The sequence below is a fragment of the Spirosoma aureum genome (assembly GCF_011604685.1).
Classification (GTDB): Bacteria; Bacteroidota; Bacteroidia; order Cytophagales; family Spirosomataceae; genus Spirosoma; species Spirosoma aureum.
In genome coordinates, this window is record NZ_CP050063.1 from 5180375 (window position 1) to 5194389 (window position 14015).

Consider the following 14015-nt stretch of genomic DNA (forward strand, 5'->3'; position numbering starts at 1 on the left):
CATTTCGGCATTGAAGTCATGTTCAGATTGGTGGCAGAACAATCGCTACTGGCTTACTAACCCACGACTAACGCAGAGAACAATCGCCTACTTATCAGCCTGTTGCCGAATCTATCCCGTTGAGCCGCGAACGTTTTATTTCCAATTATTTGCTAACGAGCTGATTCACAAATTCCGGCTTTCTGCAATATATAATTACATCTACCCCCGTAGAATCACAAACAGTAACGTTTAATGAAGTTTATGAAACGAGTATTTGTTGCGCATTGGTTATTAACGTTATGGCTCTTCCCCTTCCTGACAAATGCCCAGATTCAACTATCTTTTCCAGTTAGCCGAGCCGTTTTTCAGCGGAACCAAAGCAACGAAGCGACTATTCGAATTAATGGATTTTATACAAAAGCCGTAACCCGGATCGATGCCCGCGTACAGGCGCGGGATGGCCAGGGAATTTCGACCGACTGGGTAACGATACAAAACAACCCAACGGGGGGTATCTATTCGGGGGATTTAACCGCAAAAGGTGGCTGGTATAACCTTGAAGTACGGGGCATGAACGGCGATCAGCAGGTAGGGAGCACAACCGTCGAGCGGGTAGGCATCGGCGAGGTGTTTGTTGTGGCTGGTCAGTCAAATGCTCAGGGTATGTATGACGATATGCCTAGTGCCAGTGATGATCGCATTAACTGTGTGAATTACTTCGATGCTTCTGAATCGCAGAATGATCCGTCACCCGATGTATTGACTAAGTTTTCGCATGTTAATCAGGGAGGTCGAATTACGCCGAGGGGAATTGGCAGCTGGGGCTGGGGGAAACTTGGCGACATGCTGGCCCAGCGACTAAACGTGCCTATTTTGTTTTTCAATGCTGGTTATTTAGGTACAGCAGTTAAAAACTGGCGGGAAAGTGCCGAAAAAGGTCGTACGGAAAGTATTTATCAACAGGGGACTTTTTACGCCGACGGCCAGCCCTATGCCAATTTGCGCATTGCCCTACAGTTCTATACCAACATGCTGGGCGTACGTGCTGTTTTATGGCAACAAGGCGAAGCCGAAAATTTCGACAATACCTCCTCAAGCAGCTACATCAATAATCTACAATACGTAATCAACCGCAGCCGCCAGGATGCGGGCAAAAATGTTGCCTGGGTGGTTGCCCGTGTATCGTATTCGGGTGATTCGAGAGGGACAAGACCCGAGATCATTTCGGCTCAAAATCAGATCATTGCTTCTGTTCCAAATGTATACCCAGGACCGGCAACAGACGGCATTCAAATCCCCAGACAGCGCCCTCCCCGTACAGCGGCAACGTATGATGATGTCCATTTTGATGTAAATGCACTTCCCGAAGTAGCCAGCGCCTGGAATAGCAGTCTTAATGACGCCTTTTTTTCAGCGGCACAGCCACAGGCACCGGTTCTGTCTCCCACTGTTACGGTTTCCTGCGCAGGCACTAATCAGTTAGCCATTGCCGTGAACGGATCTTTCTCATCCATAAGCTGGAACACTGGCGAAGCAGGGCAGACAATTACGAAAGGAGCCGGTCAGTATCGGGCCAAAGTCAAGGATGCGGCTGGAAATGTCCTCTTTACGCCTGTTATTCAGGTGGCAGGGGCTCCATCCATTCAACTATCAGGTCCAACAACGTTTTGCGCGGGTAATAGCGTTAATCTGAAGACCAATTATGACAACAACATCCTGTGGAATAACAATGCTACGACCCAACAGCTGACCGTCAATACGTCCGGCGATTATTCGGTCCAATACAAGGATGTAAGCGGTTGTAATTTCGTTTCAAACACTGTTTCGGTAAAGGTTAATCCGTTGCCAGTGGCACCGACCGTTACGGCACAAAAGCCAACTACATTTTGCCAGGGCGGAAGTACTACGCTGAGCGCAAATGATAACGCGGGCTATGCCTATAAATGGAGTTCAGGACAGTCGAATCGGGTCATTGATGTGCAAACGGCCGGTGCGTATACTGTGGCTGTAACTGATCAGAATGGCTGTACATCGCCCCAGTCGCAATCGCTGGCGGTGGTTGTCAATCCGTTACCGCCTACCCCTGTCGTAACCACCGATCGAAACCCTACCTTCTGTGCCGACCAGCAGATAACGCTAACATCGAGCGAAAACACAGCCTATCAATGGACCAGTGGCCAGACGTCGCGGGCCATTACGCTCAATCAGTCGGGAGTTTACACCGTACGAACGCTTAACAACTTCAACTGTTTATCGGCACCTTCCAATGCGGTTACCGTTAAAGTAAATACGCTGCCAACACCACCTACAATCAGGGCTAACGGTCAAACCGTTTTTTGCGATGGTGGCCAGGTATCCTTAACAGCCACTAGTAATTTGAAATCGTTCTGGACCACCGGCGATTCTGTTCAAACAATTCAGGTCAAACAATCGGGTTCTTACTCAGCCCGCGTACGCGACGCAAATGGTTGTTTATCGCCTTTAGCCACCGCCCTAACGGTCGATGTAAAGCCCGTACCGAGCATTCCAACGGTAGCTCAGGTCGGAACGTACACACTCGAAGCTATGGGTTCTGTTCATGGGGGTTACTACCGCTGGTATCTAAATACAGATACCCTCAAGGTCGAAACTGAAGTCATTAAAGTCAATCGCTCGGGGTCGTACGCGGCACAGGCTTTTATTACGTATAGCCCAACTTTGACCTGTTTTTCGGACCCTTCAGGCCGATTAAGCTTTGTTGTCGATGACACCAATCAGGGGTTAAGCATCTATCCAAATCCAAGCCCTACGAAAACCATTACCGTAGAAACGCAGGAAAATCTGGCGAATGCAGTTGTACGAATCTTCACCGTGTCGGGCAGGGAAGTAGAGACGTTTGTCGTTCCAACGCTTAATGAACGAAAAACGATCGATCTGCATTCGCTGGCTCCCGGTCTATACATCATGCAGGTCAACGCACCAAATTTTTCAGTTGCGAAACGGTTTCTGATCGGTATGGGCAACTAAAAACACCCCATCTGGCTTCATATTGGCTTCATAGGAAGAGCTTCCTCCGTTTATAGTTCTGCTATAGCGATGGAAGCTCTTTGCGCAAAACAGTAATATAATTTTAGTTATTTTTTATTTTGATTTTAGCCATTCTTCCAATTTGTATTTGCACAAATTCGGCCTCTCACAAAATCTTTGATAAATTGCCCCTCGAATAAACAGGCTTTGTCAGTCCCGTCAACTTCCTTTCTTAATTGCCGTTACTCCTCTATGAAACAGTATTGTACTTTACTCATTTGCCTCATTACACTCATCAATGTATCTGCTCAGAAATCCTACTATGGCACTGAAGAAAAATGGCCTGAACAGGATACCGCCCGCAAGTTTTACACTGTAAAAGGAGAGCGCCATGGGATTAGTTACTTCAAAAAACAAACCTTCAAAGATGTACAGTATCAGCCGGGTGCAACCCTGACTTTCGACACGTATCATACGCCCGATGTGATGTATAGCTGGTATCGCAAATGGGCCGAACAATACCCTAATCTGGTTGAACTGTATGAAGTAGCGAAGAGTTATGAAGGTCGTCCGATCCTCCAGATGACCTTAACCAATAAAAAGACTGGTAAACACACCGATAAACCAGCGGCCTATTTCGAAGGAGGTCGCCATAGTGGTGAGGTAACCAGTAGTGAGGCCGTTCTGTGGTTAACCAAACACCTGCTCGATAACTATGGAAAAGATCCGGCTATCACCAAATTGATTGACACCAAGTCAATTTACCTCCGCCCAGAGAACAATCCGGATGGCGCTAACATGTATTTATTTACGGCACAGCGTAACCGGAGCACACTTCGACCACGCGATGATGACCGCGACGGCCTTTTTGACGAAGATTCTGAAGACGATCTCGACGGCGACGGCGTCATTTACCAGATTCGCAAAAAAGCAACGACCAAAGAAGAGCTGGAGAAAGCAGACTATGTAATTGACCCGAAAGACAAAGCAGGCCGACTCATGAAACGGGTTCAGGCCGGACAGGGCGACTACATTGTGTATACGGAAGGAATCGATAACGACGGCGACGGAAAATACAACGAAGACGGCATAGGTGGATTAGACAACCACCGTAACTATCCCGAAAACTGGCGTCCCGATCAGGGCGGTGATTTTACGGGTCGGGGCTATTCGCAGGGTGGTGCCAGTGATTACCCGCTCAGTGAACCCGAAACACGCGCTACCTACGTCTGGCTGATGGGCCATCCGAACATAACAGTCGTAAATTCGATGGATACACGAGTTCCGATGCATTTGCGGCCACCCTCCACTTCGGCTAGTGCCGAGAGCATGTTCCCACCGGATCTGGCCATCTACAAACACATGGATAGTCTGGGATTATCATTTACGGGTTATCCGTGGGCCGGTGATGTGTATGACACCTATAATACGCGTAACAAAGTTGACCGCCTGACAGGCGACCCGTCGAAACCTACACCCTTATTCGGCCACGGCCCTGATTTTGGCTATTTCCAATATGGAGCCGTATGGTACGGCGATGAGCTGTGGAATGGCGGTGCTATGAAAGATTATGATGGCGACGGTGATTACGACGAATACGACGGTCTGATGTGGGACGACGAAGCCAACGGGAAACGAGGCTTCAAACTCTGGACAAAATTCACTCATCCGCAGTTGGGTGCCGTCGAACTTGGCGGTTTTCATCCGAAGTTCTTTGCTCAGAACGGCCCCGCCTGGCAACTGGAAAACTGGATTTCGAAGCAATCGAAGTTCAATCTGGCGATGGCCAAAGAACTCCCACAGCTTGAATTAACCGACGTAACGGTGAAATCACTGGCCGATAACGAATACGAAGTCAAAGCAACCTGGACCAACTCCGGCAAATTACCGGTAGCCCTGGAGCAGGCTAAGCGGGTAAAAATGGTTCAGGAAGATCGCCTTACGCTGGACATCGACAAAGCGCTGCTAAAAGGAAATAAAGACGCTAAGGTGATTATAACCCAGCCCACTTTGTTTGATAAAACGATTTATTCTGGCTACACGAATGTTGGTGATAAAAAAGAAGCGACGTTCAGAGTGAAACTGAACCAGCCAGGTTCTATCAAAGCCAAAGTGAAGCTACTCTCAACGCGAGGTGGCTATAAGGAAAAAGAAATAACCATTGGGAAGTAATTGCCGCAAAGCTTACAACTGATAGTTAACGTTCACATTCAATTGGAGCCCCGTAGAGGCTCCAATTTTTTTTGTACTTTTCCAACTGCGATTCAAACGACTTTCCCATTGTAAGAAAGTATTTTAAGCAATGGCAATCGTTTTTGGTAAATATTGGTTTTACATTCGCCTGGAGCCGTGCCACGGTTCAAAACCGTGGCACGGCTCCAGGCGAATGCCCTGATTTAGTACGTCTTATAACGAGTTGGGAATGTCCAGGAGCTTAAGAAATTCTTGGTTAGGAGACCTTACGTAACTATTTCCAGAACCTTTTAAACGGAGAATACAAAGGCAATTGCATTTCTTATTTCCGGTATAGTGCTCGTATATTATGGGGTAAAGGCGCAGAACGCGAATCCCACTAAGCCAAATTGGAACAAAGTAATTGCAGCCACTATTTTATGGCCAATCTCCCTGTTCATGGAACGCTATAGAAAGTAAAACCGAACAATTCTAGTAATTCATGCCTATTTTCAGCGTTGTAAAGCCCTGAAAATACTGATCAATAAACAGAAAAGTCGGGTGATTTTAGCCGACTTACTATCCCATTAAAACACGCTGATTGATCTAATAAGCTAATTCCTTTTGCCAATAAACCATTACTTTAGGCGTCGAAACTGACTCGCCAATGTCTGGCCAGTCCATTGTGCTGCGTAACGAGTCCTGTTTACGGTATCCTCTTTTTAGCCAGAAGTTATCATTCGGGCGGTAATTGATCGGATGAGCCGGGTGATTCTCCTCCCGCTCGACCGCACAGAAACAGGTGATTTTGAACGTTCCGAAACTACGGGCGTGAGCTTCACGTTCATCGAAGAAACGATGGCCCAGTCCCAGCCCGCGATAGGCAGGCAGCAGAATACTTTCGCCAAAATAAAAAATACGGCTGATGTCCTCGGACGTCTGTTCAAACGGTCGTCGGATCTCAACGGTTTCGTCGACTAATGGAATTGCGGTCGTTGCGCCAACTAGTTCGGTTCCATCGTATACCGCAAATAGAAACGCCCGTTCTGACAGAGCATAGGTTTTCAGGTATTCTTTTTCATAGGCCACCGTTCCTTCATACAGATACGGATAGTCGCGGAAAACGGTGATGCGCAAGCTGGCTAAATCATCGAAGATCGACGCAATTTCATCGCCTTTTTTGGTCCTGAATAACAATAAACTCATTCGACTAGGCTGACACCAGTTTAATCCAGAGTGGCAGGTTATAATAGGTCGTCACTCGTGTTATTTTCCCATCCTTAATGTCCAGAAATGCTGCGGCTGGCAATACATAGGATTGATTATGAGCCTCTGGTAACCCTTCTTCACCTTTCTTATACACACCATTGACAACAAATTCTACAGCAACACGTGAATCGGAGGGCTCAGTAAGGAAGACCAGATCCGTCAGCGATTCTTCGTAAGACGTATCCATCGTTTTCATAAATTCCGTAAATTTCTCCACCCCAATTCGAACCTCTCCCTGATTTGGTTCATGCCGCACTTCAGGGTGCAGCAACGCCAGCATTCCGTTCCAGTTCTTCTGGTTAAAACTAGTATAATACTCCTTTACGATGTCAAGGGCAGTCATTGCGAGAAAAAAGCTTGATTGTTAATTCACCCGAAACACGGGTTGAGCACGAAAACGCAAATATACTAAGCAGAATGAAGTCCATTTGCCGTTCGGCAACAACTTGTCGTTTTATATCCATTGCTGGTGATGAGCCTTCTCCTTCGTTATACTTTCGGGCAGGTATACTTGTTTGTAGCAGGTAGTCGAACATTGCGTCTGTGAATACGACAAATACTAGTTGAGTCTATAAACAATAGTATTATACGATTGATATGTAGAATTTTATTTTTGCAACAAGGCAGTTTACGAAAGAAATTGCTTACTTAAAGTCTGCAACCAAGCTACTCAGTTTTAGCGGGCAATTCCTCCTACGGCAACCATGAAAAAGTTTACCTTCCTCTGCCTGACCTTAGGCATTCTTTTGTTTCAATCGAACCAGCTACGGGCGCAGACCTTCTCGCTGGAAGCCATTAAGAGCTACCCATTCCCAAGCGATTTGACCAGTTCGGCCGAGGGCTCACGCATCGCATGGGCGCTAAACGAACAGGGAAAACGCAATGTGTATGTGGCGCAGGGACCAGACTTTACGCCCCGAAAACTCACGAATTATACGGAAGACGACGGCCAGGAAATCACCAGTTTGTCAATTTCGGACGATGGCCAATGGGTCGTTTATGTACGCGGTGGCGATCATGGTTCCAACTGGGATGATGATGTCGCGGTAAATACAACCTCGTCACCTATACCGCCAAAAGTTCAGATATGGAGCGTACCTTTTGCAGGCGGTGAATCCAAAGCCATTGCCGAGGGCGATGAACCCCTCCTATCGCCGAAAAGTGATCGCATAGCCTTCATCAAAGGTGGACAGGTCTGGATCGCTCCCACCAACGGAGCAACGGCGGCTAAAGCATTATTCAACGCCCGTGGCACTAACGGTTCGATCGAATGGTCGCCCGACGGGTCAAAACTGGCTTTCGTTTGTGACCGGAAAGATCATGCCTTTGTGGGCGTTTTCACCAACGAAACAACGCCTATCACCTGGATCGCTCCGTCTTTTTCGCGGGATCGTTCACCCCGCTGGTCGCCCGATGGCCGAAAAATCGTATTTGCCCGAACACCCGGTGCTGGCGGTGCTCCTGATTCTGTGCTGACCCGTAAACACCAGGCCTGGTCAATCTGGACAGCCGATGCTGTCTCTGGAACAGCCACCCAGATCTGGCAAGCGCCCAAAACGCTGGCGGGTTCGGTTCCGAGCACGCATGGCGGCTTCAACTTACATTGGGCGGCTAATGATCGTATCGTGTATCTATCCTATCAAGATGGCTGGCCGCACCTGTATTCCATTGCGTCGGCTGGCGGTAATCCCTTGTTGCTCACCTCTGCGCCATTTATGGCTGAACACATTACACTAAGCCATGATCGGAAATGGCTAATTTTCAGCGGCAACACTGGCCCCGACAAACTCGACATCGACCGACGGCATGTAGTTCGTGTTCCGGTAGATAAAGCTGAAATGGAAGTGCTGACACCCGGTGCTGGTCTGGAGTGGATGCCTGTTATTACGGGTGATGGATCGACAGTAGCCATGTTTAGTGCTACGACTCAACGCCCTCCGCTACCTACTGTGATGGCCTTTACCAAAGGAACGCCTAAAGTGCTTGGTCAGAATTTCATTCCTGCCAGTTTTCCGCAAACTCAGCTTGTCACCCCAAAGCAGGTAACCTTTAAATCGCCGGATGGGATGACCGTTCATGGCCAACTGTTTGAACCTGCTGGCGGAGCTGCCAAAAAACCGGCACTCATCTATGTGCATGGAGGCCCACCTCGTCAGATGCTGTTAGGCTGGAACTACTCCGACTATTATGCCAATTCCTATGCACTCAACCAATATTTGGCCAGTCAGGGTTTTGTGGTGTTATCCGTGAATTATCGGCTTGGCATTGGCTACGGGTACGATTTCCATCAACCTGCCAACGGGGGTGCAACCGGAGCGTCCGAATATCAGGATGTTCGGGCAGCAGCCATCTGGCTAACCGAACAACCGCAGGTCGATGCGGCTAAAATTGGCATTTACGGCGGCTCTTATGGTGGCTATCTGACGGCGCTGGCGCTAGCCCGCGACTCTAAACTCTTCGCGGCTGGCGTTGATATTCATGGTGTACACGACTGGAGTCAGCAACGGTTTGGCATTGGCCCTTCCGACCGCATCGAAAAAATACCCGATGCCGACAAAGCAGCTAAAGTTGTTTTTGAATCATCGCCAATTTCGTCGATCAGTAACTGGACCTCGCCTGTTCTGATCATTCACGGCGACGACGATCGCAATGTACGGTTCAATCAGAGTACCGATCTGGTCAGACGTCTGGAAGCGAAAGGAGTATCGATGGAAACACTCGTGATTCCTGATGATACCCATCACTGGATGAAGCACACCAACGCGCTCAAAATGGGAAATGCTACGGCCGATTATTTCAAACGGAAACTACAAAAGCCACGGCAATAAGGTAGTAGTCAAGAGGTACAGCGAACTCAACGTGATGATATAATCGTTGTGTTCGCTGTACTTTTACTTTAAGCTTACTAACGTACGCAGCGGAAACCCAGGTTATTACTACCACTGCTCACTTCACCTTTGCCCCGGCTACCCGCTTTATACCGAATGCAATATTGATCACTGCACAGAAATGATCCCCCTCGCTGTACTCGTTTAACAGCGCCTGGCTCTTCTGGATCATAACTATCTTCCGGCCCTTTCGGATCGACTTTGGGCGAACTGGAGTAATAATCGGGTCGATAAAAATCCTGACACCACTCCCATACATTTCCTTCCATGTCAAATAAACCGAATGGATTGGCTGGAAACGATTTAACGGGAGCAGCTCCGGCGTAGCCGTCTTCCAGTGTATTCTTTTCCGGGAAGTGTCCCTGATGGATATTGGCAACCCATTTACCACTGGGTTTTAGCTCGTTGCCCCAATAATACGTCTGGTTATTCATCCCGCCCCTGGCAGCAAACTCCCACTCAGCCTCAGTCGGTAATCGTTTGTTAGCCCACTTGGCATACGCCATCGCATCGTCGTAACTAACCTGGACAACAGGCTCGTTCTCATGCCCTTTTATGGTGCTTTCCGGGCCATTGGGATGCTCCCAGTTAGCGCCCGGAACGTATTTCCACCATTGTAATGGGTTGTTGAGCGACACTTCGGCGGTTGGTGGTGTAAATACGGCCGAACCCGGCACAAGCTGCTCAGCAGGAACGCCCGGATAATCGTTCGGATTAAGCGGACGTTCGGCTATGGTTTTGTACCCGGTCGCTTTCACAAACGCAGAGAACTGGGCGTTGGTTACTTCATGTTCGTCCATCCAGAAGCCTTTTACTGAAACCGAATGCACGGGCCGGGAATCGGTAAACTCGTCGGCACCCATTTCGAACGCCCCGCCCGGTACCCAGACCATTCCGTCTCTTTTTTCACCAGGCTTAAACGACGTCGCTGGCTGACTGGCAACCGACTTGTCCGATGCACTTTCCTGGGATTGATCGTCCTTGCGGGATGAGTTACAGGCTCCGAACCCGAACCCAAGAATGATCACAAAAAACCATTTGAAACCAAAATAGCCACGCATACAGAATGATAACAGACTTAAATCAACACTTTTCGTACAAAGCTATCAAAATAGTCTGTCATAATTTGTTGAACCTATTTTCTTTAATTTATTGAGTTTTCCTATCGATTTTATCGTTCATGGAGCGCCAATTTGGGCATATGTCTCTCTCACTTCCAGTTCGTCAGATGTAGTTGGCAGCATTAACGATGAGCCACATAATCGGCATAGGTGGCGCACTCGCGCAGTACTTCGGCCTGAAACTTTGTCTGTTTATAATCCATAGACAATCTTGAGAAATAACGCCCATATTGCTCTCGCTGGAGCTTTCGGGTTAGAGCGCTCCACTCCTTCTCATCAAAGTCGGCATACCCCCGCTTCACTTCCTCAATTGCCAGCCGAACCGTCAGTTCATTCTGCTCACAACGGGCGGCCATAAAACATGCTTTAGCCGCTAATTCAGGTTGCTGGGCCGCTTTCATTGCCTGCTCAAAAAAAGCTTTGGCCGGTTGAGTGGAGTAATAGACGTTCCGGATCAATTGCTGCTCCATCTGCGCCCGCTCAGTCGATTTCATCTGCCCGTATAAAGAGGAAACCAGTTCGGCCGAACTCCACGAGCGTTTTACGAGTATCCATGAGTTACCAAACCAGCTCAAATTGTAAGCGCCACAGCCCAATTCATAATAAAGTTTGGCGGCTTCATCGCCCGTCCGTTTAGGAGTCTCTTGTTGTAGTTCAGCCATTCGTTGGGTAAACTGTACCGGGCTGTAGGAATTCGCACCAGCCGCTTCCTGCCTGTTGACCGGTACATCTAATGGATTCTGATTGAAATTGGAGGCAAACGGTTCGTCACTCCATGCCTTAGGGCTTACCTTACCGAAGGCCGTGGCTGCTTCGGCATACCGATGTTCGGCCAGTAACCGACGACCCAGCAGCGTATTCAGATAATCCGCATCAAATCCGGTCAATTTCAGTAAACGCTTGTCGAAATCGGTTGGGTTAGGCTGCTGTGAAAAAGCGAGAACCTGCTGCATGGTGGCCGCGGATGTACTGTCTTCGATTACTAACTGATCAGAATTGACGTTGACATAGGCTTCGCTCCTGTTCAATTGCGATGAAGTTAGCATCGTCATCAGAAACGCCTTGGCAACAGTCATTTCTTTTCCAGTCTCTTTCCTGGACCGGCTGCAACCCGACAACCAGCCATCCGACTTACTGCCAGCGGCTTCCTGCTGGTATCGCCGGGCAAACTGCTGACAAACTTCCACGAACGCATTGTTTAGTCTAAAATTCTTCGCATTGCCGAACTGCTCAAGATAACCAATAAGTTGATTTTCAATCTGCGAATTTATGGTTTCGGTTTGCGCAGCCATCAGCAGCATCCGCTGGAGGGCAATTTGTTTTTTCAGATCAGCGTTGCTCGTCCTGGCCTGTTCGGCTTTGTCGAGCGTAGTTGTTGCTTCATCATAGTCTTTATCCAGATAAGCCAGATAAGCAGCCGCCGTATACCAATAGGCCGGATCGTTCAGTTTCTCATTTTTGGCCGCATCCAGGGCAAAGGCCCGCAACTGATCTGCATAGGAAATCGACATTTTTCGACGATCCTCAAAGGCTATCGAGTCTTTCTTTGTCGTTTCATCATAGCCATAAATCGGATTTTGCTCTCCCAGGAAAAAATACTCATTCCGGTTGATCTCCCGCGCCATTGTCAATTCAACCAACGGATTTTCGGGCGCTAACGCGACCAGTTCCTTAAGGAGTGGGAGCGCATCCTGCTTGGGCTGAATGGCACAAAGCGCATACACAGCTGCTTTTTCCTGGTCGTTTTTGGCGAATTTTAAGGCTTCTGCCCGAAACCGGATTCCATAGATGCGAAGGCTGGCTTCGGCTTGAGGCCGACGAGATGGGCAACGGTCAAACACCTGCGCAAATTCGTAGATAGCTCGCGCCGTATCACCCAGCGAGAAGGCAGCACCGGCATGCCGGCATAAGGCCCAATCGCTGATGAATGTCTTCTTTGTGATCGGCGTAATAAGTTGAGCATACAGGTCAAGGCATTGATCGTGATCGCCGATCTGGTCAGCCATTTTCACGGCCTGATAGGCATAACGCTCCTTAAGAAACGGATCATCGACCGTGTTGTATTTCGTTCGTGCTTCGTTAAGCAATTGGGTCAGCTGTGTGGTATCTGCCGGATCAGGATTCCAGATATCGCCACCACCACTAGCCTTATCAGCTTGCAGAGCCAGCTTCAGATAATCGAGCGCTGGGGTATGTGTACGGCTTAACTGCGCAACAAACCGGTTCCCGGCGCTTTCATCCCCTTCGTAGAGCGCCTTAGCTACAGCCGTTGCCGGTACATTACCACCCGCGTATGCAGCCCATGCATTCAGGTTTTCATCAACCTGTCGAATGGTATCGGCCTCTGTCTCCGAATCATAGTTATACAACTGAGGGGTAAAAAAGTACCGTCTGTCCTGGGGTTGCGCATTGCTGCTCTCGGGCAGAAAATAGCTTAAAAATTCGTTTTCATCGAACAGACCGGGACCGCAGGCAAAAGCCAGCAGAATACCAATTGACAAACTAATTCTGCGGAATCGGCTCAAAGAGGGTTTGGAGGTAGGCATGAGTATAAGCGGCAAGAACGGTACTGTCGAGGTGGTAAAGAGAAAATGTAAGTGACTGGTTATGAATCCGTGATAGTAGTTGGTACTTAGCTTTCGTGAGATCCTGCTCACTACAGGCTTCTGCCCGAAATAAGTCTCCCTTTCGTACGCTGAACCCAAACGCTACTGTATCACGAAGTGCCAGATAACGGCTCTGATCGGCCTCGTGTTGCAGAAAAGAATAGGTAGCGAGCTGCCTGCTATCAACGTTGTTGAGAATGGTTAAGAAACGATTATTCCGATAAACAATTGTCCAGCTGAAAAGTGGCAGAACCGCATCGAGTGGTAATGGGTATTTTTCAATGAAACCGATGTAGCGATTGGTAACATCCAGATCAAGAATAGAATTATGCGTCGATGAATTCTTCCAGTCGGCCATGTTGTAAAACATCAGCATGCCCCTATCAACGGGCGGCACACCGGTTCGTTCGGCATACTTGATCTGATGCAATCGAATTGTAGCCGACATTGGCATTTTCATCTGTTTTTTTACCAATTGAATCAATGTAAAATACCGGTTCCGGCTACGGGGCGACCAATCGCAGTCGAGTTGAACTTCATGGATTTGTAGTCGATGCTCGTTGGCGATTTGTTGAATTTTCTGCGCCATTTGCTTTGCCAGCATCGGCACTTCGGACACCGGCAAAGCCAGCATGGTTCGATTTGTAATAAACACCACCGGAATTACGGTTAAATCCTGGGGTCGTTCGGCAAAACGAACGACCGATTTTGGCGTCGGCCGATGCTTTTGGTCGTCCCAGTCAACGTCGAAAAAGCGAATGTAGAGTCGATCAACACCTGTCTGCCGAAGAATTTCTTTTTCGGTCTGTTTTGGCTCGTAAACGGCTTTCCAGTGATAAAAGGCGGGAGTAATTCGCTTTGGGGGCTGTGGCGTTTGACAAGCTGTAAATATCTGACCAATCAGGGATAGACAAAGCAGGATAGAAAACCGAGGCATATGCATTTTGTCGTCAGGGCTGACGCCACGTCGA

At 48.4% G+C, this 14015-nt stretch carries 8 protein-coding genes; 3 read left to right on the plus strand and 5 right to left on the minus strand.

Going from position 1 to position 14015, the window contains the following annotated elements:
* Positions 1-243 precede the first annotated feature (243 nt).
* Together G8759_RS20665 and G8759_RS20670 are read left to right on the plus strand one after the other, a co-directional pair.
* Positions 244-2988: a T9SS type A sorting domain-containing protein gene (locus G8759_RS20665; protein ID WP_167211761.1), complete on the plus strand. Its 2745-nt coding sequence runs from the start codon at positions 244-246 to the stop codon at positions 2986-2988.
* 252 nt (positions 2989-3240) lie between these two features.
* A complete protein-coding gene (locus G8759_RS20670) occupies positions 3241-5160 on the plus strand; it encodes a M14 family metallopeptidase (protein ID WP_167211764.1) in 1920 nt (639 codons plus the stop codon).
* A gap of 606 nt (positions 5161-5766) precedes the next feature.
* Here the strand turns inward: G8759_RS20670 and G8759_RS20675 are convergent.
* Complete coding sequence (locus tag G8759_RS20675; protein ID WP_167211767.1) at positions 5767-6366, minus strand: GNAT family N-acetyltransferase; 600 nt, start codon at positions 6364-6366, stop codon at positions 5767-5769.
* Positions 6367-6370: 4 nt separating this feature from the next.
* Positions 6371-6772 carry a nuclear transport factor 2 family protein gene (locus G8759_RS20680; protein ID WP_167211769.1) on the minus strand — a complete coding sequence of 134 codons (402 nt, stop codon included), beginning with the start codon at positions 6770-6772 and terminating at the stop codon, positions 6371-6373.
* Between the two features lie 361 nt (positions 6773-7133).
* Between G8759_RS20680 and G8759_RS20685 the strand changes: the two genes are divergently transcribed.
* On the plus strand, positions 7134-9257 hold the full coding sequence (locus G8759_RS20685; RefSeq protein WP_167211772.1) for a prolyl oligopeptidase family serine peptidase: 2124 nt from the start codon (positions 7134-7136) through the stop codon (positions 9255-9257).
* A 77-nt stretch (positions 9258-9334) separates the two neighbouring features.
* On the opposite strand, the gene G8759_RS20690 is transcribed toward G8759_RS20685, so the two are convergent.
* From G8759_RS20690 to G8759_RS20700, 3 genes are all read right to left on the minus strand, one after another.
* Positions 9335-10378, minus strand: a complete 1044-nt coding sequence (locus G8759_RS20690; RefSeq protein ID WP_167211775.1) for a formylglycine-generating enzyme family protein — start codon at positions 10376-10378, stop codon at positions 9335-9337.
* 182 nt (positions 10379-10560) lie between these two features.
* On the minus strand, positions 10561-12984 hold the full coding sequence (locus G8759_RS20695; protein ID WP_167211778.1) for a hypothetical protein: 2424 nt from the start codon (positions 12982-12984) through the stop codon (positions 10561-10563).
* Positions 12941-13981: a hypothetical protein gene (locus tag G8759_RS20700; RefSeq protein ID WP_167211782.1), complete on the minus strand. Its 1041-nt coding sequence runs from the start codon at positions 13979-13981 to the stop codon at positions 12941-12943. The genes G8759_RS20695 and G8759_RS20700 overlap by 44 nt, the downstream gene beginning before the upstream one ends.
* Positions 13982-14015 lie beyond the last annotated feature (34 nt).

Bases quoted from the DNA above. Each gene is read 5' to 3' on its own strand.
- G8759_RS20700 (WP_167211782.1), bottom strand. From the start codon at position 13,981: ATGCCTCGGTTTTCTATCCTGCTTTGTCTATCCCTGATTGGTCAGATA.
- G8759_RS20695 (WP_167211778.1), bottom strand. From the start codon at position 12,984: ATGCCTACCTCCAAACCCTCTTTGAGCCGATTCCGCAGAATTAGTTTG.
- G8759_RS20690 (WP_167211775.1), bottom strand. From the start codon at position 10,378: ATGCGTGGCTATTTTGGTTTCAAATGGTTTTTTGTGATCATTCTTGGG.
- G8759_RS20670 (WP_167211764.1), top strand. From the start codon at position 3,241: ATGAAACAGTATTGTACTTTACTCATTTGCCTCATTACACTCATCAAT.
- G8759_RS20680 (WP_167211769.1), bottom strand. From the start codon at position 6,772: ATGACTGCCCTTGACATCGTAAAGGAGTATTATACTAGTTTTAACCAG.
- G8759_RS20675 (WP_167211767.1), bottom strand. From the start codon at position 6,366: ATGAGTTTATTGTTATTCAGGACCAAAAAAGGCGATGAAATTGCGTCG.
- G8759_RS20685 (WP_167211772.1), top strand. From the start codon at position 7,134: ATGAAAAAGTTTACCTTCCTCTGCCTGACCTTAGGCATTCTTTTGTTT.
- G8759_RS20665 (WP_167211761.1), top strand. From the start codon at position 244: ATGAAACGAGTATTTGTTGCGCATTGGTTATTAACGTTATGGCTCTTC.